This window comes from Polaromonas sp. JS666 (assembly GCF_000013865.1).
GTDB lineage: Bacteria > Pseudomonadota > Gammaproteobacteria > Burkholderiales > Burkholderiaceae_C > Polaromonas.
Genome location: NC_007948.1, coordinates 3,418,940 through 3,443,718, shown reverse-complemented (window position 1 = coordinate 3,443,718; position 24,779 = coordinate 3,418,940). Strand labels below are relative to the sequence as shown.

The 24,779-nt window shown below is 61.6% G+C and carries 23 protein-coding genes; 20 read left to right on the top strand and 3 right to left on the bottom strand.

All coding sequences use genetic code 11. The annotated features are described in order from the left end of the window. Positions 1-2 precede the first annotated feature (2 nt). From nuoF to BPRO_RS16190, 12 genes are all read left to right on the top strand, one after another. On the top strand, positions 3-1,406 hold the full coding sequence (nuoF, locus tag BPRO_RS16245) for an NADH-quinone oxidoreductase subunit NuoF (protein WP_011484160.1): 1,404 nt from the start codon (positions 3-5) through the stop codon (positions 1,404-1,406). Between the two features lie 17 nt (positions 1,407-1,423). Next, a complete protein-coding gene (nuoG, locus tag BPRO_RS16240) occupies positions 1,424-3,577 on the top strand; it encodes an NADH-quinone oxidoreductase subunit NuoG (RefSeq protein ID WP_011484159.1) in 2,154 nt (717 codons plus the stop codon). Beyond that, positions 3,574-4,653 (top strand): NADH-quinone oxidoreductase subunit NuoH, encoded by a 1,080-nt coding sequence (nuoH, locus tag BPRO_RS16235; RefSeq protein ID WP_011484158.1) that lies wholly within the window; start codon positions 3,574-3,576, stop codon positions 4,651-4,653. The genes nuoG and nuoH overlap by 4 nt, the downstream gene beginning before the upstream one ends. A 143-nt stretch (positions 4,654-4,796) precedes the next feature. Then, entirely contained in the window at positions 4,797-5,294 is a 498-nt protein-coding gene (gene nuoI, locus BPRO_RS16230; RefSeq protein ID WP_011484157.1) for an NADH-quinone oxidoreductase subunit NuoI, read from the top strand. Between the two features lie 45 nt (positions 5,295-5,339). Beyond that, the gene (locus BPRO_RS16225; RefSeq protein ID WP_011484156.1) at positions 5,340-5,993 is read left to right on the top strand and encodes an NADH-quinone oxidoreductase subunit J; all 654 of its coding nucleotides are present in this window, start codon (positions 5,340-5,342) and stop codon (positions 5,991-5,993) included. Beyond that, positions 5,990-6,298, top strand: a complete 309-nt coding sequence (gene nuoK, locus BPRO_RS16220; protein WP_011484155.1) for an NADH-quinone oxidoreductase subunit NuoK — start codon at positions 5,990-5,992, stop codon at positions 6,296-6,298. The genes BPRO_RS16225 and nuoK overlap by 4 nt, the downstream gene beginning before the upstream one ends. A 187-nt stretch (positions 6,299-6,485) precedes the next feature. Beyond that, positions 6,486-8,522, top strand: coding sequence for an NADH-quinone oxidoreductase subunit L (nuoL, locus tag BPRO_RS16215; RefSeq protein ID WP_011484154.1), 2,037 nt, complete (start codon positions 6,486-6,488; stop codon positions 8,520-8,522). 29 nt (positions 8,523-8,551) lie between these two features. Then, positions 8,552-10,027 carry an NADH-quinone oxidoreductase subunit M gene (locus BPRO_RS16210; protein ID WP_011484153.1) on the top strand — a complete coding sequence of 492 codons (1,476 nt, stop codon included), beginning with the start codon at positions 8,552-8,554 and terminating at the stop codon, positions 10,025-10,027. 13 nt (positions 10,028-10,040) lie between these two features. Further along, on the top strand, positions 10,041-11,543 hold the full coding sequence (gene nuoN / locus BPRO_RS16205) for an NADH-quinone oxidoreductase subunit NuoN (protein ID WP_011484152.1): 1,503 nt from the start codon (positions 10,041-10,043) through the stop codon (positions 11,541-11,543). A 9-nt stretch (positions 11,544-11,552) separates the two neighbouring features. Continuing rightward, on the top strand, positions 11,553-11,855 hold the full coding sequence (locus BPRO_RS16200) for a DUF2818 family protein (RefSeq protein WP_011484151.1): 303 nt from the start codon (positions 11,553-11,555) through the stop codon (positions 11,853-11,855). Positions 11,856-11,884: 29 nt separating this feature from the next. Further along, the gene (locus BPRO_RS16195; RefSeq protein ID WP_011484150.1) at positions 11,885-12,487 is read left to right on the top strand and encodes an NUDIX domain-containing protein; all 603 of its coding nucleotides are present in this window, start codon (positions 11,885-11,887) and stop codon (positions 12,485-12,487) included. Between the two features lie 7 nt (positions 12,488-12,494). Further along, positions 12,495-13,022, top strand: a complete 528-nt coding sequence (locus tag BPRO_RS16190; protein WP_011484149.1) for a DUF1178 family protein — start codon at positions 12,495-12,497, stop codon at positions 13,020-13,022. 320 nt (positions 13,023-13,342) lie between these two features. On the opposite strand, the gene BPRO_RS16185 is transcribed toward BPRO_RS16190, so the two are convergent. Both BPRO_RS16185 and BPRO_RS16180 read right to left on the bottom strand, forming a co-directional pair. Beyond that, positions 13,343-14,659 carry a Glu/Leu/Phe/Val family dehydrogenase gene (locus BPRO_RS16185; protein ID WP_011484148.1) on the bottom strand — a complete coding sequence of 439 codons (1,317 nt, stop codon included), beginning with the start codon at positions 14,657-14,659 and terminating at the stop codon, positions 13,343-13,345. Positions 14,660-14,832: 173 nt separating this feature from the next. Further along, positions 14,833-16,617, bottom strand: coding sequence for an ABC transporter transmembrane domain-containing protein (locus BPRO_RS16180; RefSeq protein WP_011484147.1), 1,785 nt, complete (start codon positions 16,615-16,617; stop codon positions 14,833-14,835). A gap of 98 nt (positions 16,618-16,715) precedes the next feature. Here BPRO_RS16180 and BPRO_RS16175 point away from each other — a divergent pair, with 98 nt between their 5' ends. The 4 genes from BPRO_RS16175 to BPRO_RS16160 all read left to right on the top strand — a co-directional run bounded on the left by BPRO_RS16175 (position 16,716) and on the right by BPRO_RS16160 (position 21,935). Continuing rightward, entirely contained in the window at positions 16,716-17,258 is a 543-nt protein-coding gene (locus BPRO_RS16175; protein ID WP_041388884.1) for a MarR family winged helix-turn-helix transcriptional regulator, read from the top strand. 91 nt (positions 17,259-17,349) lie between these two features. Then, positions 17,350-18,792: an efflux transporter outer membrane subunit gene (locus tag BPRO_RS16170; protein ID WP_011484145.1), complete on the top strand. Its 1,443-nt coding sequence runs from the start codon at positions 17,350-17,352 to the stop codon at positions 18,790-18,792. Between the two features lie 88 nt (positions 18,793-18,880). Then, positions 18,881-20,278 (top strand): HlyD family efflux transporter periplasmic adaptor subunit, encoded by a 1,398-nt coding sequence (locus BPRO_RS16165; RefSeq protein WP_011484144.1) that lies wholly within the window; start codon positions 18,881-18,883, stop codon positions 20,276-20,278. An 88-nt stretch (positions 20,279-20,366) separates the two neighbouring features. Beyond that, complete coding sequence (locus BPRO_RS16160) at positions 20,367-21,935, top strand: DHA2 family efflux MFS transporter permease subunit (protein ID WP_011484143.1); 1,569 nt, start codon at positions 20,367-20,369, stop codon at positions 21,933-21,935. A 31-nt stretch (positions 21,936-21,966) separates the two neighbouring features. Here the strand turns inward: BPRO_RS16160 and BPRO_RS16155 are convergent, their stop codons facing one another. After that, on the bottom strand, positions 21,967-22,866 hold the full coding sequence (locus tag BPRO_RS16155) for a LysR family transcriptional regulator (protein ID WP_011484142.1): 900 nt from the start codon (positions 22,864-22,866) through the stop codon (positions 21,967-21,969). Between the two features lie 163 nt (positions 22,867-23,029). Here BPRO_RS16155 and BPRO_RS16150 point away from each other — a divergent pair, with 163 nt between their 5' ends. The 4 genes from BPRO_RS16150 to BPRO_RS16135 all read left to right on the top strand — a co-directional run bounded on the left by BPRO_RS16150 (position 23,030) and on the right by BPRO_RS16135 (position 24,768). Continuing rightward, the gene (locus BPRO_RS16150) at positions 23,030-23,263 is read left to right on the top strand and encodes a hypothetical protein (protein ID WP_041388883.1); all 234 of its coding nucleotides are present in this window, start codon (positions 23,030-23,032) and stop codon (positions 23,261-23,263) included. Positions 23,264-23,452: 189 nt separating this feature from the next. After that, positions 23,453-23,716, top strand: coding sequence for a Rid family hydrolase (locus tag BPRO_RS16145; protein ID WP_011484140.1), 264 nt, complete (start codon positions 23,453-23,455; stop codon positions 23,714-23,716). 189 nt (positions 23,717-23,905) lie between these two features. After that, the gene (locus BPRO_RS16140; protein WP_198140938.1) at positions 23,906-24,223 is read left to right on the top strand and encodes a hypothetical protein; all 318 of its coding nucleotides are present in this window, start codon (positions 23,906-23,908) and stop codon (positions 24,221-24,223) included. Positions 24,224-24,480: 257 nt separating this feature from the next. Then, complete coding sequence (locus BPRO_RS16135; RefSeq protein ID WP_011484138.1) at positions 24,481-24,768, top strand: DUF1330 domain-containing protein; 288 nt, start codon at positions 24,481-24,483, stop codon at positions 24,766-24,768. Positions 24,769-24,779: the final 11 nt, after the last annotated feature.

Below are 24,779 nucleotides of genomic sequence, written 5' to 3'. Positions count from 1 at the left end.
GCATGACGCTTTCAAGCAATACCCCTGACACTGCGGCGCAAAACGTGCTGGCGCAATTTGCGGCCACGGGCGTGCAGACCTGTTTTCATGGCCGGCATATCGCGCCGCAAATTCTGGCAGACCTTGACGGCAGCAACTGGCGCCTGAAGGACTACGAGGCGCGCGGTGGCTACCAGGCCCTGCGCAAGATCCTCGGCAAGGATGGCGGCGAAGGACTGACGCCGGACCAGGTGATTGCCGAGGTCAAGGCCAGCAGCCTGCGCGGCCGTGGCGGCGCGGGTTTCCCGACGGGCTTGAAGTGGAGCTTCATGCCGCGCCAGTTCCCCGGGCAGAAATACCTGGTCTGCAATTCGGACGAAGGTGAGCCGGGCACCTGCAAAGACCGCGACATCATGCAGTACAACCCGCACAGCGTGATCGAGGGCATGGCGATTGCGGCTTATGCGATGGGCATCAGCATCGGCTACAACTACATCCATGGCGAGATCTTTGCGACCTACCGGCGTTTTGAAGAAGCGCTCGACGAGGCCCGGGCTGCCGGCCTGATCGGCGAGAAGATTCTCGGCAGCAGCTTCACTTTCCAGCTTCATGCGTCGCATGGTTTTGGTGCCTATATTTGCGGCGAAGAAACCGCCTTGCTGGAATCGCTGGAAGGCAAAAAAGGCCAACCCCGCTTCAAGCCGCCGTTCCCGGCCAGCTTTGGTTTGTACGGCAAACCCACCACCATCAACAACACCGAAACGTTCGCTGCCGTGCCGTGGATCATCCGCAATGGCGGCCAGGCCTACCTGGAGTGCGGCAAGCCCAACAACGGCGGCACCAAGATTTACTCGGTTTCCGGTGACGTCGAGTTGCCCGGCAACTACGAGGTGCCCATGGGTACGCCATTTGCCAGGCTGCTGGAACTGGCGGGCGGCGTGCGCAAGGGCCGCACGCTCAAGGCGGTTATTCCCGGTGGTTCATCCGCGCCGGTGCTGCCGGCTTCCATCATGATGGATTGCACGATGGACTACGACTCCATCGCCAAGGCTGGCTCCATGCTGGGCTCGGGCGCGGTGATCGTGATGGACGACAGCCGTTGCATGGTCGAGTCGCTCAAGCGCCTGTCGTACTTCTACATGCATGAGTCCTGCGGGCAATGCACGCCCTGCCGCGAAGGCACGGGCTGGCTGTGGCGCGTGGTGGACCGTATCCATAACGGCCACGGCAAGCAAACCGACATGGACCTGCTCAACTCGGTGGCCGACAACATTCAGGGCCGCACGATTTGCGCGCTGGGTGATGCCGCTGCGATGCCGGTCCGCGCCATGATCAAGCATTTCCGCCATGAATTTGAGGCCATGATTCCGCAAAAGACGCCTCAACCTGCTGCATCCCACATACCAGCTCAGGCTGCCCAGGCCTGATCGCTGAAAGAAAAAATATGGTTGAAATAGAACTCGACGGCCAGAAGGTGGAAGTGCTCGAAGGCAGCACAGTCATGCATGCTGCTGAAAAAGCCGGCACCTATATTCCGCATTTCTGCTACCACAAGAAACTCTCCATTGCGGCGAACTGCCGCATGTGCCTGGTTGACATCGAAAAGGCGCCCAAGCCCATGCCGGCCTGCGCCACGCCGGTGACGCAGGGCATGATCGTGCACACCAAGAATGAAAAAGCCATCAAGGCCCAGAAGGGCGTGATGGAGTTCCTGCTGATCAACCACCCGCTGGACTGCCCCATTTGCGACCAGGGCGGCGAGTGCCAGCTGCAGGACCTGGCCGTGGGCTACGGTGGCAGCGAGTCGCGTTACGAAGAAGAAAAACGCGTCGTCTTCCACAAGGACGTCGGCCCGCTGATTTCCATGGAGGAGATGAGCCGCTGCATTCACTGCACCCGGTGCGTCCGTTTCGGCCAGGAAATGGCCGGCGTGATGGAGTTGGGTATGTCGCACCGCGGCGAGCATGCAGAAATTGAAACCTTTGTTGGCATGTCGGTGGATTCCGAACTGTCTGGCAACATGATCGACCTCTGCCCGGTTGGTGCGCTGACGAGCAAACCCTTTCGCTACAGCGCCCGTACCTGGGAGCTGTCGCGTCGCAAGTCAATCAGCCCGCACGACTCCACCGGAGCCAACCTGATTGTCCAGGTCAAAAGCAACAAGGTCATGCGCGTGGTGCCGCTGGAGAATGAAGACATCAACGAATGCTGGATCGCGGACCGTGACCGGTTCTCGTATGAGGCACTCAACAGCGACGAGCGGCTGACCACACCGATGCTCAAGCAGGGCGGGGTGTGGAAGACCGTCGACTGGCAGACCGCCCTCGAATACGTGGCCAATGGCTTGAAACAGATCAAGGCTGACCATGGCGCCGGCAGCATCGGCACGCTGGCCAGCCCCCACAGTACGCTGGAAGAGCTGTACCTGGCCGCTACGCTCATGCGTGGCCTCGGCAGCGAGAACATCGATTACCGCCTGCGCCATGCCGAATTTTCCGCCTCCCCGTCCATCCGCTGGCTGGGCACCTCCATCGCCTCGCTGTCGCAATTGCAGCGCGTGCTGGTGGTTGGTTCCAACCTGCGCAAGGACCACCCCTTGTTTGCGCAGCGCATTCGTCAGTCGGTTCGCAAGGGTTGTGTGATGAGCACCATCAATTCGGTGGCCGAGCTGGTGTCGGCAGATGCCTGGGCCATGCCGGTGACCCACGCGGTGATGGCGGGCCCCGACGCCTGGGCGCAGTCTCTGGCCAATGTGGCCACGGCGATTGCCGCCGAAAAGGGTGTGCCAGCACCTGCGGCCGGGCAGGCCACCGACAGCGCCAAAGCGATTGCCGCGTCCTTGCTGGGTGGTGAGCGCAAGGCCATCCTGCTGGGCAGCGCAGCGGCCCACCATGCCAATGCCTCCAGCCTGCTGGCCCTGGCCGGCTGGATTGCCAAACAAACCGGCGCCACCGTCGGCTACCTGACGGAAGCAGCCAATACGGTAGGCGCCCAGCTGGCCGGTGCCTTGCCGGGCAACCATGGCCTCAATGCCGCGCAGATGCTGGACGGCAAGCTGAAAGCGGTCATCCTGCTGAACAACGAACCCGAGTTTGATTCGGCGACAGGCGCCCGGGCCAAAGCGTCGCTGAATGCCGCCCAGATGGTTGTCACGCTGAGCCCCTTCAAGGCCAATATGGACTTCAGCGACGTGCTGTTGCCGATCGCTCCGTTCACGGAAACTTCCGGTACGTTTGTCAATGCAGAAGGCCGTGTGCAGGGATTCCATGCGGTCGTCAAACCTCTGGGCGAGACGCGTCCGGCCTGGAAAGTCTTGCGCGTCCTGGCCAACCTGCTCGGTTTGCCTGGTTTTGATTTTGAGTCCTCGCAGGATGTGCTCAAGCAGATTGCCGGCGTGGACGCTGCTCTGGTTCCAGCCGACAGGCTGGGCAACGCCAGCGACGCCAATATCACCTTGTCCGCAGCAGGCCCTCTACCCGCCGTCGCCAAAATCTATCAGCTGGACGGACTGGTCCGGCGCGCCACGTCGTTGCAGCTGACAGCCGATGCGCGGCAGGGTGCCGGGCTGCAATCCAGGCTGGAAGGAGCAGGCGCATGATCGATACGGTATATGGTTTTGGCCAGGGCTTGATGGGTGGCATCTGGCCGGCGACGGTCTGGCCCGTGCTCTGGGCGCTCATCAAGATTGTCTGTGTCCTGCTGCCGCTGATGGGCTGTGTGGCCTACCTCACCTTGTGGGAGCGCAAGGCCATCGGTTTTACCCAGATTCGCTTCGGCCCCAATCGCGTCGGTCCCTTCGGCCTGCTGCAGCCGATTGCCGATGCGCTCAAGCTGCTGACCAAAGAGATCATCATGCCGACGGCGGCCAGCAAAGGCCTGTTTGTATTGGGCCCCATCATGACCATCATGCCGGCACTGGCCGCATGGGCGGTGATTCCTTTTGGCCCCGACATTGCACTGTCCAACATCAATGCTGGCCTGCTGTTCCTGATGGCCATCACCTCGATGGAGGTGTACGGCGTGATCATTGCGGGCTGGGCCTCGAATTCCAAATACGCGTTTCTGGGCGCCATGCGCGCTTCGGCGCAAATGGTGAGCTACGAGATCGCCATGGGTTTCTGTCTGGTGGTGGTGCTGATGGTCTCAGCCAGTCTGAACATGACCGACATCGTGATGAGCCAGGCCAAAGGTATCGCTGTCGGTTATGGCCTGAATTTCCTGTCCTGGAATTGGTTGCCGCTGCTGCCGATTTTTGTCGTGTATTTCATCTCCGGGCTGGCCGAAACCAATCGTCATCCGTTTGACGTGGTTGAGGGCGAGTCGGAAATTGTGGCGGGCCATATGGTCGAGTATTCGGGCATGGCCTTTGCCATGTTCTTCCTGGCCGAGTACGCCAACATGTGGCTGGTCGCCATCCTGGCCGTCATTCTTTTCCTGGGCGGCTGGTTGTCGCCAGTGGACTGGTGGCTGTTCAATTTGATTCCAGGCTGGATCTGGTTGGGTGCCAAAACCTTTGTCGTCGTCACCATGTTCCTCTGGGTGCGCGCTACCTTCCCACGCTTCCGTTACGACCAGATCATGCGTCTGGGCTGGAAGATCTTCATACCTGTGACCCTGGTCTGGCTGGTGGTCGTTGGGGCCTGGATGCAGACCCCCTACAACATCTGGAAATAACATGAGCCCCCACGTTCGCTCACTTCGTGTAGCTCTCTGCCCCCCCCGGGGGGCGCTGCGCCTGCGGCCCGGCAAAGCCGGTTCCGCGGCCCCTGCTTGCATCAACGTGTCGCCAGCGAGCTCCACTCCCGCAGGAAACTGATATGTCTACCGTAGCCTCCGTCAAGGATTTTGTTTCGAGCTTCATGCTCACCGAGCTGTTCAAGGGCATGGCCCTGACCGGCAAGTACATGTTCAGCCGCAAGATCACGGTCCAGTTTCCCGAAGAGAAAACCCCGCTGAGCCCGCGTTTTCGAGGGCTTCACGCCTTGCGCCGCTATGACAACGGCGAAGAGCGCTGCATTGCCTGCAAGCTCTGCGAAGCCGTGTGCCCGGCGCTGGCCATCACAATCGAGTCTGAAGTGCGTGACGACGGCAGCCGCCGCACCTCGCGTTACGACATTGACCTGACCAAATGCATTTTTTGCGGCTTCTGTGAGGAAGCCTGCCCGGTCGACGCGATTGTCGAGACCCATATTTTTGAATACCACGGTGAAAAGCGCGGTGACCTGTATTTCACCAAGGAGATGTTGCTGGCAGTGGGCGACCGCTACGAGGCCGAAATTGCCGCCAACAAGGCGGCTGACGCCAAATACCGTTGAATTACCTCGCCACGCAAGTCGGCTCAAGAAAGAATCCACAATAACATGGACGCTAAAACAGGTCTCTTTTATGTTTTTGCCGCGGTGCTGCTGTTCGCGGCATTTCGGGTGATTACCGCGCGTAACCCGGTGCATGCGGCGCTGTATCTGGTGCTGGCATTTTTCCAGGCGGCCGCCGTCTGGATTTTGCTCAAAGCCGAGTTTCTGGCCATCACGCTGGTGCTTGTCTATGTGGGCGCGGTGATGGTGCTCTTCCTGTTCGTGGTCATGATGCTGGACATCAACATTGACAGCGTGCGCAAGGGTTTCTGGAAGCATTTTCCGCTGGCCGGCACAGTCGGCGCCATCATCGCGCTGGAGATGTCTTATGTGCTGATGGGCGGATTCCGCGAGCCTCCCAAAGCAGCTTCCGCGCCGGGCCAGATAGGTGCCCAGGTGTCGAACACCAAAGAACTGGGCAAGCTCCTGTACTCTGAATACCTTTATCCGCTGGAAGTCGCCGCGGTGATTCTGCTGGTGGCCATGATCGCCGCCATCGCCCTGACCTTGCGTCAACGCAAGGACACCAAATACATCAATCCTTCCGACCAGATCCGGGTCAAACGGGGAGACCGGGTCAGCCTGGTCAAGATGAAGTCTGTGGTCGCCGCACCTGCTACCCTGGGTACGACAGCTCCCGTCGAGGAAAAACAATCATGATGCTCACGCTGGGACATTTTCTTTCGCTGGGCGCCATGCTGTTTGCGCTGTCGGTTATCGGTATTTTTTTGAACCGAAAAAATCTGATTATTTTGCTCATGGCCATTGAGCTCATGCTGCTGGCCGTCAACATGAATTTTGTGGCGTTTTCCTACTACCTGAACGATATGGCCGGGCAGGTGTTTGTGTTTTTCATCCTGACCGTCGCCGCGGCCGAATCCGCGATCGGCCTGGCCATCCTGGTGCTGCTGTTCCGTAACAAGTCCAGCATCAACGTCGACGAACTCAACACGCTCCAGGGATGAACATGAGCCCCCACGCTTGTCGCTTCGCGTACTACGCTGCCCCCCGAGGGGGCGTATTTTTCCTTGGGGCTGCCCGGCGGAAAAACATGTACCCCCACGCTTTTCACTTCGAGCCTTCGGCGCGCAGCCCTTTGAACGACGTTTGGGGCGCACTTCTAATTAAGGCAGCCCTACGGGCGGTTAAACAATGAGCGCAACCCTTTCTGCATCAACATTGCTGGCCGTTCCGCTGGCACCTCTGGCTGGCGCCATGCTGGCTGGTATTCTGGGTACTTCCTTTGGTGGCAACTGGATAGGCCGCCGGCTGTCCCATAGCCTCACCATCCTCGGCGTGCTGGTAGCCTTCATCATTTCTGCCATGACGCTCAAGAGCGTGGTTCTCGAGGGTGCGCGCTTCAATGAAACGCTCTACACCTGGATGGTGGTGGGCGGCCTGAAAATGGAAGTCGGCTTTCTTGTCGATGGCCTGACGGCCATGATGATGTGCGTGGTGACTTTTGTCTCGCTGATGGTGCATATCTACACGATTGGCTATATGGAAGAAGACGACGGTTACAACCGCTTCTTTGCCTATATTTCGCTCTTCACTTTCTCCATGCTGATGCTGGTGATGAGCAACAACATGCTGCAGCTGTTCTTTGGCTGGGAAGCGGTGGGCCTGGTGTCCTACCTGCTGATCGGCTTCTGGTTCAACAAGCCGAGCGCCATTTTTGCCAACATGAAGGCCTTCATCGTCAACCGTGTGGGGGACTTCGGCTTCATCCTGGGTATTGGCCTCATTGCAGCCTACGCCGGTACGCTCAACTATGCCGAAGCGTTTGCCAAGGCGGATGAGCTGTCCAAACTGGCGTTCCCGGGGACCGGCTGGATGCTGATTACCGTGATCTGCATCTGCCTCTTTATTGGCGCCATGGGCAAGTCGGCCCAGTTCCCGCTGCATGTGTGGTTGCCCGACTCCATGGAAGGCCCGACCCCGATTTCCGCGTTGATTCACGCCGCGACCATGGTGACTGCCGGCATCTTCATGGTGGCACGCATGTCACCGCTGTTTGAACTCAGCGATACCGCCCTCAGCTTCATCATGGTGATCGGGGCGATCACGGCCCTGTTCATGGGCTTCCTCGGCATCATCCAGAACGACATCAAGCGCGTGGTGGCTTATTCCACCTTGTCGCAGCTCGGCTACATGACGGTGGCCCTGGGTGCTTCCGCCTACTCCGTGGCCGTGTTCCACCTGATGACGCACGCGTTCTTCAAGGCACTACTGTTCCTGGCTGCCGGCTCGGTGATCATCGGCATGCATCACAACCAGGATATCCGCTGGATGGGGGGCGTGCGCAAGTACATGCCCATCACCTGGATCACCTCGCTGCTCGGATCGCTTGCACTGATCGGTACGCCGCTGTTCGCAGGTTTTTACTCCAAGGACAGCATCATTGAAGCGGTGCATGAGAGCCACCTGGCGGGTGCCGGTTTCGCGCATTTCGCGGTGCTGGCCGGTGTGTTTGTCACGGCGTTCTATTCCTTCCGCATGTACTTCCTGGTATTCCACGGCAAGGAGCGTTTTGACCAGAACCCCGATGGACACCACCATGACGCCAGCGAGGAACCGGATCCGCACCACCATCGCGAAGAACATCAGGCTCCGCACGAGTCACCGTGGGTGGTCACCGTCCCACTGATCCTGCTGGCCATTCCGTCTGTGGTCATCGGCTTCATGACGATTCAGCCCATGCTGTTTGGTGAATTCTTTAAGGATGCGATTTTCTTCAATGCCGAGAAACATCCCGCGATGGCCGAGTTGGCCAAGGCCTTCCACGGCCCGGCGCAAATGGCCTTGCACGGCCTGATGACAGCACCGTTCTGGCTGGCGCTGGCGGGCGTGGTGCTGGCGTATTACATGTACCTGGTCAACCCCGCGCTGCCTGCGCGCATCAAGCGCGCGGTGCAACCCCTCTACACGTTGCTCGAGAACAAATACTACTTCGACTGGTTCAACGAGAACGTGCTGGCCCGCGCAACGCGTGCGATGGGTACCGGTCTGTGGAAGGGCGGCGACGAGGCACTGATCGATGGTGCGCTGGTCAACGGCTCCTGGAAACTGGTGGGCTGGGTGTCCAGCGTGGTGCGAAGGCTGCAGTCGGGTTACATCTACCACTACGCTTTTGGCATGATCATCGGCGTCTTTTTATTGATGACGTATTTCGTTTGGCTGAACCAATAACACGCGAATAATAAGAAGGAAAAACGAGAATGGGTTTGTTGAGCCTTGCCATCTGGACGCCGATTATTTTCGGTGCCGTGTTGTTGGCGCTGGGTCGTGACGAGCAGGCACGCAGTGTGCGCTGGATCGCACTGATAGGCGCTGTCGTCAGCTTTCTGGTGACCCTGCCGCTGTATGACGGCTTTCAGCTGGGTACATCGGCCATGCAGTTCGTCGAGAAGGGAAGCTGGATCCAGCGCTTCAATGTCAGCTACCACGTGGGTGTGGACGGTATTTCGCTCTGGTTCGTCCTGCTGACCGCCTTCATCAATGTCGTGGTGATCATCGCCAGCTGGGAGGCGATTACGACTCGCGTCAGCCAGTACATGGCCGCCTTCATGATGCTCAGCGGTCTGATGATCGGGGTGTTTTCCGCGCTGGACGGCATTTTGTTTTACGTCTTCTTCGAGGCAACCCTCATTCCGATGTACCTGATCATCGGTATCTGGGGCGGACCGAACAAGATCTATGCGGCATTCAAGTTTTTCCTGTACACACTGCTCGGCTCTTTGCTGCTGCTGGTGGCGCTGATCTACCTGTATAACAAGTCGGGTGGCAGTTTTGACATCCTGACATGGCACAAGCTGCCGCTCGGCAGTGCGGTGCAGACCGTGCTGTTCTTTGCCTTCTTTGCTGCGTTCGCCGTGAAGGTGCCGATGTGGCCGGTTCACACCTGGCTGCCGGACGTGCACGTTGAGGCGCCCACCGGCGGCTCTGCCGTGCTGGCGGCCATCATGCTCAAGCTCGGGGCCTACGGTTTTCTCCGTTTCTCGATGCCTATTGCACCGGATGCTTCGCGGGAATGGGCCTGGGTGATGATCGCGCTGTCCGTGATCGCCGTCATTTATGTGGGATTGGTCGCCCTGGTGCAGCAGGACATGAAAAAACTGGTGGCGTATTCGTCCGTCGCTCACATGGGTTTTGTCACGCTGGGCTTTTTCATCTTCAACGACATCGGCGTGTCCGGCGGCATTGTGCAGATGATTGCGCACGGCTTTGTGTCGGGCGCCATGTTCCTGTGCATTGGTGTGCTGTACGACCGGGTTCACTCGCGCGAAATTGCCAGCTACGGCGGTGTGGTCAACACCATGCCGAAGTTCGCAGCGTTTGCCCTGCTGTTTGCCATGGCCAACTGCGGCCTGCCAGGCACCGCAGGTTTTGTTGGCGAGTGGATGGTCATTCTGGGCGCGGTCAAGTCCAACTTCTGGCTGGGTGCCGCCGCGGCGACAGCATTGATCTTTGGTGCGGCCTACACGCTGTGGATGTTCAAGCGCGTGTATCTCGGACCGGTCGCCAACGATGACGTCAAGGCTCTGACGGATATCAACAGCCGTGAATTCCTGATGCTCTCCATGCTGGCTATCGCCGTGTTGTACATGGGCATTTATCCCAAGCCGTTTACCGATGTGATGAACCCGTCGGTGGCCGACCTGCTCAAGCATGTCGCGGCATCGAAACTGAACTAGGCAAAGAATTCAGATGATTGACAAACTCTCCTGGATCACGGTTTATCCTGAAATCGTCCTCGTGATCATGGCCTGCGTGATCGCGCTGCTGGATCTCGGGGTGAAAACCCCGCGCCGCACCGGCACCTATGTGCTGACCTTGTTGACGCTGGCCGTGGTTGCTGCCATGGAGGCCTTCTACGCGCTGGGCGGCCAGACTTTCTACGGCTTTGGCGGCATGGTGGTCAGCGACCCGATGGGGGGTTGGCTCAAGTGTTTTTCCAGTATCAGCCTGATGGTGACGCTGGTCTATGGCCGGCCTTATGCGGCCGACCGCGAGATGCTGCGCGGCGGTGAACTGTTCACGCTGAGCCTGTTTGCCTTGCTGGGCATGTTCGTGATGATCTCGGGCCACAACTTCCTCGTGATCTACATGGGTCTGGAGCTGATGACGCTGTCCAGCTACGCCCTGGTGGCCCTGCGCCGCGACAATGCCACCGCCACGGAAGCCGCGATGAAGTACTTTGTGCTGGGTGCGCTGGCTTCCGGCTTCCTGCTCTACGGCCTGTCGATGCTGTATGGTGCGACCGGCTCGCTGGACCTCAATGAAGTGTTCAATGCGATTGCCAGCCGCCAGGTCAAGCATCAGGTGCTGGTCTTTGGCCTGGTGTTCATTGTGGCCGGCCTGGCGTTCAAACTGGGCGCCGTGCCTTTCCACATGTGGTTGCCCGACGTCTACCACGGCGCGCCGACGGCCATCACCCTGCTGATTGGCGGTGCACCGCAGCTGGCGGCTTTTGCGATCTGTATCCGTCTGCTGGTGGAGGGCCTGCTGCCCCTGGCCATTGACTGGCAGCAGATGCTTGCGCTGATGGCCATCGGCTCGCTGATCATTGGCAATCTGGCCGCCGTCGCGCAGTCCAACCTCAAGCGCATGCTGGCGTTTTCAACGATTTCGCAAATGGGTTTCCTGCTGCTTGGCTTGCTGGCCGGGGTGGTCAACGGCAACCAGATGAACACGGAATCAGCCTACAGTGCTGCGATGTTCTATGCGGTGACCTATGTACTCACCACGCTGGGTGCCTTCGGCATCATCTTGCTGCTGGCCCGTGTCGGGCACGAGTCTGAAGAAATCACCGACCTGGCCGGTCTCAACCAGCGCAGCCCGCTGTATGCCGGGGTCATGGCCATTGCGATGTTCTCGCTGGCTGGCCTGCCTCCGCTCGTGGGCTTTTATGCCAAGCTGGCCGTGTTGCAGGCGCTGATTTCATCGCAGCAGACCAGCTATATTCTGCTCGCCATCTTTGCCGTGATGATGTCGCTGATTGGCGCGTTTTACTACCTGCGCGTGGTCAAGGTGATGTACTTTGATGCGCCCGAGGCCCACAATGCGCAACCGATCTCGGCACCCACAGATGCCAAGGCGGTGCTGGCTATCAACGGCGCGCTCATTCTGCTGCTGGGCATGCTTCCCGGTGGCCTGATGACTCTGTGTGCGCAGTCCATCAACAGCATCGTCAAGTCGCTCGGAAACTAGACCTCCCCCATGAGTCAGACTGCTTCAGTCTGGGTGGTTGTATTGCTGGCGTTGCTGTTGGCCAATCTGCCCTTCGTCAGCAACCGCCTTTTCGGGGTGATTGCACTCAAGACCCCCAAGAACCTGGCGGTGCGATTGCTGGAGCTGCTGGTCTGGTACCTGATCACGGGTGCTGTGGGGCTGTTTCTGGAACACCGCGCCGGCCAAATTGCGCCGCAGGGATGGGAGTTCTACGCCATCACGGGCACGCTCTTCATCACCTTTGCATTCCCCGGTTTCACCTGGCGTTACCTGTTCAAGCATCGCTCATGAGCCTGCCTGGTGCGGGCAAGGAAAATAGCATGAACTCCAGCGAATCCAGCCATCTGATCGAGACACTGGTCAGCTCCGAAGACATCCTCAAAGGAAACTTTCTTCACGTTCGCCGCGACACCGTGAGACTGCCCGACGGCACCCCCACGGCGCGCGAGTATGTCATTCATCCGGGCGCCGTGATGATCGTGGCGCAACTCGACGATGGCAGGCTGGTGCTGGAGCGGCAGTTCCGGTATCCCATGGGTGCCGTGATGATCGAGTTTCCGGCCGGCAAGCTGGATGCCGGCGAGGCGTCGCTGGCCTGCGCGCAGCGCGAGCTGCTGGAAGAAACCGGCTATACCGCGCGGCAGTGGGCAAGAGCCGGCGTGCTGCACCCGGTGATTTCCTACTCCACCGAGTTCATTGATATCTGGTTTGCGCGCGACCTCACGTTGGGAGCCCGCCAGCTGGACAGCGGCGAATTCCTCGAAGTTTTCACCGCCACGCCGGCCGAGCTGTTGGCCTGGTGCGGCAATGGGCAGGTCACCGATGCCAAGACCCTCACCGGAGCCCTGTGGCTGCAAAACGTGCTGTCGGGGGTATGGGCATTGGACTGGCAAACTACCGCGCCGGAGCGGGACTTGCGATAATCTGCCCATGAAAGTCCTGAATCTCCAGTGCGCGCAGCAGCATTCCTTTGAAGGCTGGTTTGCGTCTGAAGACGATTTTCAGACGCAACTGACGCGTGGATTGGTTGAATGTCCGATGTGTGCCGACAAAGGCATTCATAAGCTACCCAGCGCGCCGCGGCTCAATCTCGGTGGGCACCCGGCCCAGGGCGCCGCATTGGGCCAGGTCGCGCAGGATGCTCCACCCACCGCGCCTGCCACGCGCGTCCGGGAAGGCGTTGCAGCATCTCGCGCGGACGCCCTGACCAGTGTGGTGGCCGGTGCAAGCCCTGCCGAGCAGGCGGCCTTTCTCAAAGCGCTGCGCCATGTGGTGGCCCACACCGAAGATGTCGGCGAGCGCTTTGCCGACGAGGCACGCCGCATGCATTATGGCGAGGCCGAAGCCCGCAGCATTCGCGGCCAGGCCAGCGCGCGTGAAGCCGTGGAGCTGGTGGAAGAGGGCATTGATGTCATGCCCTTGCCGCTGCCGCTGGCCGTCAAGGAAACCCTGCAGTGAAATTGGCCCCCACGGTCGCTCACTTCGTGTAGCTCCCTGCCCCCCGAGGGGGCCGCTGCGCCTGCGGTCTGGCAAAGCCAGTCCCGCGGCCCCTGCTGGTGAAGACAGGGGCGGCCGCCTCAGTCGCTCACTTCACACCCGGTCGTCCTGAGTTTGGCCTGTCCTGAGCCGTCGAAGGGTCTAGGGTTGCCCCCGAGGGGGCCGTTGCGCCTGCGGCCCGGCAAAGCCGGTTCCGCGGCCCTTGCTTGAAATGTCGAGCCGCCAAAGTCGTTCATTGCACTCAGCTCTTTGGCGCGATGGGCTCCTCTTGACTCAGCGACTCAGGGGTACAGGCCGCGCAGCTGGCGGGTATGCAGGATGCGTTTGCAAGCCACGATGAACGTGGCGGTGCGCAGCGTCACCTTGTGGTCCTGCGCGACTTGCCAGACGCCGGCGAAAGCTTCTTTCATGATGCGGACCAGGCGTGCATTGATCTCCGCTTCATCCCAGAAAAAGCTGGAAAAGTCCTGCACCCATTCAAAATAACTGACGGTCACGCCGCCCGCATTGGCGATCACATCAGGCAGCACCAGCACGTTGCGTTCCTGCAGGATGTCGTCGGCCTCGGGTGTGGTCGGGCCGTTGGCGCCTTCGATGATCATGCGGGCCTTGATGCGGCCGGCGTTGGCGGCATTGATCTGCTCTTCCAGCGCAGCCGGAATCATGATGTCGCAGTCGACTTCCCAGAACAGCTCATTGGCAATCACTTCCGCGTTCGGGAAGCCTCCCACGCTGCCGGTCTCGGCCACATGCCTGATCAGGGCTGGCACGTCCAGGCCGGCTTCGCGGTAAATCGTGCCGCCATGATCCTGCACGGCCACGATACGCGCCCCCGTTTCATGGAACAGCCTGCCGGCGACGCCGCCCACGTTGCCGAAACCCTGTACCGCAACCCGCGACGTGCTGATGTCCAGGTCAATGTGCCTGGCCGCTTCCACGCCCACCGTGAAAACGCCGCGCCCGGTGGCATCCCGGCGACCCAGTGAGCCCCCCAGGTCGACCGGTTTGCCAGTGACCACCCCGGTTGACGTGGAGCCCGTGTTCATCGAGTAGGTGTCCATCATCCACGCCATGACCTGCTCGTTGGTATTCACATCGGGCGCCGGGATGTCCTTGGTGGGGCCGATGATGATGCCGATCTCGCTCGTGTAGCGCCGCGTGATGCGTTCCAGTTCGCCCTGGGAAACTGTTTTTGGGTCCACGCGTATGCCGCCCTTGGCACCCCCGAAAGGAACATTCACAGCAGCATTCTTGATGGACATCCAGGCCGACAGCGCCATCACCTCCGACAGCGTCACATCCTGGTGAAAACGCACGCCGCCCTTGCCCGGGCCGCGCGACACGTTGTGCTGAACCCTGTAGCCTTCAAAGTGCGCAATGGTGCCGTCGTCCATGTTGATGGGCACATCGACAACCAGGATGCGCTTGGGCCGCTTGAGCGTTTCTGCCCACCGACCCAGGCTGCCCAGGTGCGGTATGACGCGGTCCACCTGCTGCAGGTAGTTGCCCCAGGGCCCGAGCTTGTCGGCCTGCAGGTAAGAAGGAAGCGGATGGGTGCCTGCTGCGGCGCTTGCGCTGGGGATGGGTGCTTGTGACATGCGAAATCTCCTTGTGGAACATTCAGGTCGCCAAGCTTAGAAGCCGCGAGTCAAACTGTCCAAGGCATTGTTCGGTCATCGTCATGCAAAAAATGCATAGTTACGATTCTGCGATTCCCAAGCCTGGACGGGCGGTCCTGGCCGGTCCGGCTCAGGTAGCGAGCGAGCCCTGTTCAGGCGTTGAACTGCAGCGCCGCCAGCCGTGCGTAGACCCCGCCACGGCTCACCAGTTCGGCGTGCGTTCCCTGCTCGACCAGACGGCCGTGGTCGAGCACGACGATGCGATCGGCCTTCTGCACCGTGGCCAGCCGGTGCGCAATAACCAGCGTCGTGCGGCCCTTCATGGCCGACTCCAGCGCGGCCTGCACCATGCGTTCGCTCTCCGCATCGAGCGCGCTGGTGGCCTCATCCAGCAGCAGCAGCGGAGAGTTCTTCAGCATGGCCCGCGCAATCGCAATGCGCTGGCGCTGCCCGCCCGACAGGCGCACGCCGCGCTCACCCAGAAAGGTGTCGTAGCCTTCGGGCAGGGCCGTGATGAACTCGTGCGCAAACGCCGCTTTGGCTGCGGCTCTGGTTTCTTCGTCGGTGGCATCGGGCTTGCCGTAGCGGATGTTTTCCAGCGCGCTGGTGGAGAAAATCACGGCATCCTGCGGCACGATGCCGACGCGATGGCGCAAATCTTCCAGCGCCATGTCCGCCGTTCGCATGCCGTCCAGTTCAATGCGGCCCGAGGCTGGATCGTAAAAGCGCAGCAGCAACTGGAACACCGTGCTTTTGCCGGCGCCGCTGGGCCCCACAAGGGCCACGGTTTCACCCGGGGCCACGCTCAAGTCGAAGTTGCTCAAGGCCGCCTGCGCCGGGCGTGACGGGTAATGAAACGTCACTGCTTCAAATTTAACAGCGCTTCCTGACCGTATTTCGGGGGCTGAAGCAGGTTTTGATGGAGAAACCACGGGCGAGCGTGTTTCCAGCAGCTCCATCAGTCGCTCAGTCGCACCGGCCGCGCGCAACAGGTCGCCATAGACCTCGCCGAGCACCGCCGTGGCGCTGGCCAGAATGATCACATAGACCACCGTCTGGCCCAGGTGGCCGGCGCTGATGTCGCCGCGCATCACCGCCTGCGTGCCCTGGTACAGGCCCCAGAGCAGGGCCGCCGACGTGGCAATGATGATGAAGGCCACCAACACCGAACGCGCCCTGGTGCGCCGGATGGCGGTGTTGAATGCGGTGGTGGTCGAGGCATCGAAGCGCGCGGCCTCGCGCGCTTCAGCGGTGTAGCTCTGCACCACGGGAATGGCATTGAGCACCTCGGCCGCGATCGCGCTGGAGTCGGCCACCCGGTCCTGGCTGGCGCGCGAGAGCTTGCGCACGCGCCGCCCAAACCACACCGAGGGCGCCACAATCAGCACCAGAATCCCCAGCACCTGAACCATCAGGTAGGGGTTGGTATAGACCAGCATGCCCAGCGCGCCGACGCCCATCACGGCGTTGCGCAAACCCATGCTCAGCGACGAACCCACCACGGTTTGCACCAGCGTCGTGTCGCCGGTCAGGCGCGACAGCACCTCGCCGGTTTGCGTGGTTTCAAAGAACTCCGGGCTTTGCCGCACCACATGCGAATACACCGCATTGCGCAGGTCGGCCGTGACCCGTTCGCCGAGCCAGCTGACCATGTAAAAGCGGCCCGCTGAAAAAAGCCCCAGTGCGGCGGCAACGGCAAACAGCTCGAAAAAGTGGGTGCGCAGCGCCATCAGTTGGGCGCCCTTGTCCGCCACGCTCAGGCCGCCGTCGATGAGGCTGCGCAGCGCCAGCGGAAAGACCAGCGTGGCCACGGCCGCCATGACGAGAAAAAATAGCGCCAGCGCAATCCGGCCGCGGTAAGGGCGCAGAAAGGGCACGAGGCCCGACAGGGAGCGGGGCGAGCCCTTGGGGGGCGCAGAAGACGCAGAAGAGGTCATCGATGAGGAGGAAGTAGCCATGCTGCAAGTCTAGCCGTTAAAGATGCCATCGCAAACACAGCCTTGACAATATTTGTCTAGGCATGTATTATTTGCTTATGGCTTCAAAAAGCAAATCAAGCGACAACTCAAACCCATTCGTCGACGCGCTTTCGTGCCCGCTGATCGAGTTTTACCGTGCCGAAGGCTACAAGCCGGATGACAGCATCGGCTACCTGATGCGCCGCATCATTGCCCTGATTGCCCAGGGCGTGGAGCGCGAACTCGAGCCTACGGGCCTGACCAACGCGCAGTGGGTGCCGCTGCTCAAGCTCTACATGGGCCGGGCTTCGACGGTGGCCGAACTGGCGCGCACGTGCGAGCTGGATGCCGGCTCCATGACGCGCCTGCTGGACCGGCTGGAGGCCAAGCAGCTGTGCCGCCGGGTTCGTTCCTCGGACGACCGGCGGGTGGTCAACCTGGAGTTGACCGACGCGGGCCGCGCCGCCGCCCAGGAAATCCCCGCCATCCTCAGCCGCGTCCAGAACGCCCATCTTGCCGGCTTCTCGGTCGAGGAATGGCAAATCCTCAAAAGCTATTTGCGCCGCATTCTTGACACCGCGCAAACCCTTCAAGCCTCGGTGGAAAAAAATGAGAAGTGAAACAAACGCCTCTTTACCTTCAATAACCGGCCCGGTGACTGCGCCCGCGGGCAGGTCGAAGCGTTTGCCGCTCTGGCATGCGTCCGTACGCATGGCCCTGGTAACGGCGGCCGGCCTGGTGGCTGCAAGCCTGATGGCCACGGGCCTCACCGGCTGCGCCGACATGTCCGGCATCGCGCCGCAGTCCAGCCTGCGCGATGCGCCTTCGCTGGGCCTGAACGCCGATGCGGCAGCAGGGCAGGCAGGCGTTGCCGCCGAGTGGTGGCGCGACTTTGGCGACGAGCAGCTCAATGGCCTGATTGCCCAGGCGCTGCAAAGCAGCCCCAGCCTGAAGCTTGCACAGGCCCGCCTGGCACGGGCCCGGGCCGTGATGGAAGTGGCGGATGCCGCCACTTTGCCGCAGCTCAATGGCCAGATCGACCTGACACGGCAGCGCTACACCGCTAACGGCGCGGTGCCCCCACCGCTGGCGGGCGCCATCCGCGACAGCGGCACGGTTCAGCTCAACGCCAGCTGGGAACTTGATTTCTTTGGAAAAAACCGAGCCGCACTGGATGCCGCCCTGGGCAGCGCCCATGCGGCCGAGGCCGACGCACAGGCCGCGCGCGTGCTGCTTGCCAGCAATGTAGCCCGCAGCTACTTTCAGCTGGCTCGCCTCCACGAGCAGGCCTTTGTTGCGCGCCGCACGCTGGCGCAGCGGGAAGAAACCCTCAAGCTGGTGCAGGACCGCGTGGCCGCCGGGCTCGACACCCGGCTCGAGTTGCGCCAGAGCGAGGGCGGCCTGCCGGAGGCGCGCCTGCAACTGGAGACGGTGCAGGAGCAGATCGCGCTGACGCGCAACGCACTGGCTGCCCTGGTTGGGCAAGCCGGCAGCAGCGCCCTGGCCCAGAATCCACCCGCATTGGCAGCAATCAAAAACGTTGCGTTAACGTCCAGCATTCCGGCCGACCTGCTGGGCCGCCGGGCCGACATTGCCGCCGCGCGCTGGCGTGTCGAAGCTGCGTCCAAAGATGTGGTGAATGCGAAGACACAGTTCTATCCCAATATCAACCTGGTTGCCTTCGCCGGTTTTTCCAGCATTGGCCTGGGCCGTCTGCTTGACGCCGGCAGCCAGCAGTGGGGCGTAGGCCCGGCGCTGCGCCTGCCGATTTTTGATGCGGGCCGGCTGCGCGCCAACCTGCGCGGCAAGACCGCCGACCTTGATGCCGCCGTCGAAAGCTACAACGCCGCCGTGATTGATGCGGTGCGTGACGTGGCCGACCAGGTAGCCTCATCGCAGGCCATTGGTCGTCAGCAGGCCGAGCAGCGGTCCGCGCAGGAGGCCGCAGAGGGCGCTTACGAGATTGCCGTGCAGCGTTACAGGGCTGGCCTGGGCAACTACCTCAATGTGCTGACGGCCGAAACCAGTGTGCTGACCCAGCGCCGCCTGGCGGTTGACCTGGCCGCCCGCGCGCTGGACACGCAGGTAGCGCTGATGCGCGCACTGGGTGGTGGTTACACGCCAACGTCGGCAACCGCTTCCCAAACGCTATAAAAACCCGTAGCTTCTTTCGCCCGTGTTTGTTGGGCCAGAGGCCTGGTAGACCTAATTGACCTAATTGACTTAATTGATCAGGAACATCATGACAACTCCAGAACCCTCGCTATCCGCAGCTTCTTCTGACGCACCCTTGCAACCGGCCGCCGGCAACCCCCGGCGCAAGAAAGCGCTGACCGCGCTGGCCAGCGTGGTGGTGGTCGCCGGCCTGGGCTGGGCCGCCTACGAGTACCTCGTGGCCAGCCATTACGAGTCGACCGACAACGCTTACGTGCAAGGCAACGTGATCCAGATCACGCCGCAGATCGGCGGCACCGTCATGGCCATCATGGCCGACGACACCGACTTCGTGAAAGCCGGTCAGACGCTGGTGCAACTGGACCCGGCAGACGCCAGAATCGCGCTGGAGCAGGCCGAAGCCGCGCTGGCCCAGGCGGTGCGCCAGGTGCGCACGCTCTACGCCAACAACGGCACGCTGGCCGCCCAGATCGCGCTGCGTGATGCCGACGTGGCCAGGGCCCGCAGCGATATTGCCCGCGCCACCGATGACCTCAACCGCCGCCAGTCGCTCACCGGCAACGGGGCGGTGTCGAAAGAAGAACTCAACCATGCGCAGACGCAGCTGGCCAACGCCAAAAGCGCGCTGGCCGCAGCGCAGGCCGGCGTGGTGGCCGCGCGCGAGCAGCTCACCAGCAACCAGGCCTTGACCGAGGGGACCAGCATCGAGCAGCACCCCAGCGTGCAGGTGGCGGCCGCCAAGGTGCGCGAGGCCTACCTCGCCACACAGCGCGCCGGTCTGCAGGCTCCGGTGGATGGCTACGTGGCCAAGCGCACGGTGCAGCTGGGCCAGCGCGTGGCGGCCGGCACGCCCATGATGTCGATCATTCCGCTCAACCAGGTCTGGGTTGATGCCAACTTCAAGGAAGTGCAACTGCGCAATATCCGCATCGGCCAGCCGGTGACGCTGGTGGCCGACCTGTATGGCAAAAAAATCCAATACAAAGGCACGGTAGCGGGGCTGGGTGTCGGCACGGGCGCGGCCTTTTCGCTGCTGCCGGCGCAAAACGCCACCGGCAACTGGATCAAGGTGGTGCAGCGCGTGCCGGTGCGCATTGCGCTCGACGCCAGGCAACTGGCCGACAACCCGCTGCGGGTGGGCTTGTCGATGGATGCGGAAGTCGACGTCAGCCACAAGGACGGCAAAACGCTGGCCGATGCGCCGCGCGACGCGGCCCAGGCGCACACGCAGACTTATGGCAAGCAGGACGATGCCGCCAACGTGTATGTGCGGCGCGTGATTGCCGCCAACAGCGGCAAGGCACTCAAACCGGCCAAAGCCGCCGCCATCGGCTCGCCGGCCCAACCGCCGGGCGGCCCCACCACAGCGGATCAGACCGGCAGCGAAGGGCAGGGCCTTGCGATGGCGCAGACGCAGACCCTGTCGATTGCCGGCAGCCGCGCGGCACCACAGCAGGCGCACTAAGCCCCGTTCGCCGGTCATTGCATTACCCGCAGCTTCGCACGGCGCGCACCTCCACGGCCTTGTCCTGCTGCTTACTCATTAGGTTTTCATGGCTTCAGCACCTGCCCCTGCCTACATCCAGCCGCCGCCGCTGACGGGCTCTGCCCGCCTGTGGGGCACGCTGGCGCTGTCGGCCGCCACCTTCATGAACGTGCTCGACACGTCGATTGCCAACGTCTCCCTGCCGGCCATTGCCGGCGACCTGGGCGTGAGCCCCAACCAGGGCACCTGGGTCATCACCAGCTTTGGCGTGGCCAACGCGATCGCCGTGCCGCTCACCGGCTGGCTGTCGCAGCGTTTCGGCCAGGTTCGCCTGTTCACGGCCAGCGTCATGCTGTTTGTGCTCACATCATGGCTGTGCGGCCTGGCCCCCAACATGACCACGCTGATTTTTTTTCGTGTCCTGCAGGGGCTGGTGGCGGGCCCGATGATTCCGTTGTCGCAGTCACTGCTGCTGTCAAGCTACCCCAAGGCGCTGGCGGGACTGGCCATGGCGCTCTGGTCCATGACCACGCTGGTCGCGCCTGTCATGGGGCCGCTGCTGGGCGGCTGGATCACCGACAACATTTCCTGGCCCTGGATTTTTTACATCAACATTCCCGTGGGCTTTGGCGCCGCCTTCATCACCTGGAGCATCTTCAGGAAGCGTGAAAGCGTGACGCGCAAGCTGCCGATCGACTCGGTCGGCCTGGCGCTGCTGGTGATCTGGGTGGGTGCGCTGCAGATCATGCTCGACAAGGGCAAGGAGCTCGACTGGTTTCACTCCGGTGAGGTGGTGGCCCTGGGCATTGTTTCGCTGGTGGGCCTGATTGCCTTCGTCATCTGGGAGCTCACCGAAGAGCATCCGGTGGTTGACCTGACGCTGTTCAAGCGGCGCAACTTCTGGGCGGGTGCGGTGGCGCTGTCGGTGGGGTACGGCCTCTTTTTTGGCAACGTGGTGCTGCTGCCGCTGTGGCTGCAGCAGTACATGGGCTACACCGCCACACAGGCCGGCATGGTGATGGCGCCGGTGGGGGCCATGGCTCTGCTGCTGTCACCGCTGGTCGGCAAAAACATCGCCAAGGTCGACCCGCGCCGCTTCGCCGTGTTTGCCTTTCTGGTGTTTGCGCTGGTGCTGTGGATGCGTTCCAACTTCAACACCCAGGCTGATTTCAACACCATCCTGATACCCACCATTATCCAGGGTGTGGCCATGGCTTTCTTCTTCATCCCGTTGGTCACCATCACGCTGTCGGGCATCTCGCCCGAGAAGATTCCGGCGGCTTCGGGCCTGTCGAACTTCGTGCGCATCACGGCGGGCTCCTTCGGCACGTCAATCGCCACCACCATCTGGCAAGACCGCGCCGCCATGCACCATGCCCAAGTGAGCGAATACGTCAACCAGGGAAGCACCGCCACCAGCAGCGCACTGACGGGCCTGGCCGGGGCCGGGCTTACACCCGACCAGGCACTGGGCACCATCAATCGCCTGGTGGATCAGCAGGCCTACATGCTGGCGGCGAACGATGTGTTCTATGTGTCCGCGCTGATTTTCCTGTTGCTGATTCCGCTGGTGTATTTGACGCGGCACACCAGGGTCGGGGCAGGGAGTTCGGATGCTGCGGCTGGGGCGCATTGAGGAACGACATTGGCAAACGGTTACTTTTTTTTCAGGCTTTCCCGACATTTCCCGTTTTTGAAGGCCGGGCCGCCTGCTGGTTGCCCACGGCGCCTTTGGCGGCCTGCCGCAGGCCGGCCAGAGCGGGTTCCAGCACCGCCATGTCTGCGTCTGCCGCATAGACGGCGTAAGCCGGGTACAGGAATTCGGGCGCCCCGGGCACCCGGTGCAGTCGTCCTTCCTTCAGGTGGCTACGCACGACGTTCTGCCGGAAATAGCCCGCCCCGCCGACGGTAAGCAGGTAGCCCAGTCCCAGCGGCCCGAGGCTGGACGACACGCCCACGCTTGATAGTTCGGGAAAAGCCAGGCTGTGCTGCGCCGCAAACTCGCTGCCCCAGTCCACGTACACATAGTCGGCCGCCTGCGGCGCCTGGGAGCCGCGGGTCGTTGTAACCAGCACCAGCTTTTCCTCGATCAATAGTTCGATCCGCAGGCCGGGCCGCTGCCGCGGCGCATAGGCAACGACGATGTCCAGCGTTCCGTTGGCCACGCGCTCCAGCAGGTCCTCCGCAACGCCCACTTCTGCGCGCAGCGCGAGATCCGACGCACTTTCGCGCATCCCGAGCAGCCAGTCGAGCATGAGCGGATCCCACAGGCTGATTTCACAGCCCACCGTGACCAGCGCGCGGCGTCCCGGCGGCACCGCCATCTGCTGCCGGGCCCGCTCCCAGACCTGCACCATCGTCATGGCGTGGCGAACGAACTGCTCACCGGCTGACGTCAGCGAGGCCCCGGCCCGGTTTCGCACGAAGAGCTTGCGTCCCAGCAGGTCCTCCAGCGTCTTCACCCGTGCGCTGATCGCCGTCTGGGTCACATGCAGGCGATCAGCGGCCTGGGCAAAGCTGTGGCAGGAGACGATCTCCAGGAAAGTGCGGGCGAGGTTGATATCCATGGAGGGCCTTCAGCGCCGGCAAATGCGGCTACATCCAGCAAATTTTATGCACTGAAATGCAATATAAGTCGGTTTACTTTTATAATGGTAAACCCTATAGTTGCCATGTGGCCCCTGTTCGGCAACGCCCCGTAGCCGTCATGCCCACAAGAAAGGACTTTTCATGACCCGCACCGTAACCTTCGCCAGCAATGCCCCGGTCGACCATGTGTCTTTGGGCCAGCCTTCGGCGGCTTCCCTGCTCGTCCGCAAGGCCGCGCAACTCATCAACAAGGGCCTGCTTGTTGCGCTGGCGCCACGCCAGCGGGATGCCAGCCAAGCCCATCCCTGGCTGTCTGACCGTATCCAGCGCAACATGGGCGCCCGCGCCCGCCGCTTGATGCGCGCAGATTACTGAACGTTTTCCGCCGTTTCTGACCGCGCATGGTGCCGCTGGCCGGCCTTTGCGCACCTTCCTGCCTTTCTTCCCGTTGTAGCTCACGGGCCGGTGACGGTGTTTGGGCCGGGGTCAGGCAGCCTGCGAACGCATCTTGGCGATGCCCGCCGGAATGGGAATAATGTTCGTGATGACCCTCCCCGAGGCGTCATGAACGCGGCTCTTTGCGCTGTTTGTCGTCCCCGGACCGGTTTGTGCGGCATCGAGGCCATTCTGAAGGCCGGTGGGTCCAGTCTCGGGCAAGTCGTCCGTGCCACGGCGTATTTGACGAACATGGACGACTTTGCCGCGGTGAATGCAGTCTATGCCCGGTACTTTCCGAGTGCATTTCCTGCCCGGTCATGTGTTGAAGTGTCCCGTTTGCCGCTGGGCGCGCTGGTGGAGATCGACGTCATAGCCAGAGTCGCCGCCTGACCCATTTTCTGTTTTCTGGCATGCTCCACGCAGTCGGGCGTGGCATTCGATCCTTTTTCCCTGGTGATGGTGCTTCCTCGCTGCTGCGACATGAAGTAAGCGCAAAACGTGGCACAGGTGCGGCGCAGGTTTCACCTATACGGTCAAATTCCGCAGGTTTTGCGGCAGGCTACAGAAAATCACTCCGTCTTGAAGTATCGAATCCTGCAACTCCTCACGCTCGCTTTCACTCTCACCCTCGCCGCTGTGCTGCAAGGCTGCGTGTATGTGCCTCGAACGACGCAGGTCTTCGACCCGGAGTGCCAGAGGGTGTCCAACCACATGGTCCTACAGGAAGTCCAGGTGGCGGCCATCCATAGCTGCGCCAATGAAGCCTGCATCGCCCTCATTGTGGGCGCCGGCATCTTCACCGCAGCCTCGGTGGTGATTTCCGGCCCCATCGTTGTCGCAGGCAATGTTGCCTACTGGTTCGAAAAAAAGGCCCAATGCCAAAGGGCTCAACCCTGATTCGGCGCAACAGCTCGAATCGTTCCCGGCTGAGCGTGCTTGTCTGTCCATGACAGGTGACGGCGCCGAAATGATCCATCAAGCCATAACGCAGGGCATGCAGGGTATGCCGCAAGAGAGACGTGCCGCGCTTGTCGACAAGTGCTGAGCCAGGTACCGAGTACTGCATTCAACAGTGCATCAACCCGTGGGCAGCCGCGCTGGACAGCCAACCTGGTTTGCCGCACGATGTATGGCTTTCTTTCGGGAGAAAAATCATGTCTGCCTACCTCATTGCCGACACCCACATCACCAACCCTCAGATCTACGACGAATACAAGCGACAAGTGGCGCCTTTGGTTGCAAAGTTCGGCGGGAGGTTTCTGGTGCGCGGCGGTCACCACGAGGTTCTCGAGGGGAATCTTGCGGTGCAGCGCCTCGTGATGATTGAGTTCCCGAGCATGGAAGTGCTGAAGGCCTGGTACCACTCGCCGGAGTACGCGCCCTTGCTCGCCATGCGTCAGCCGGCAGCAACCGATCATCTCATTGCCGTTGAGGGCTGCTGACCAGAACACGC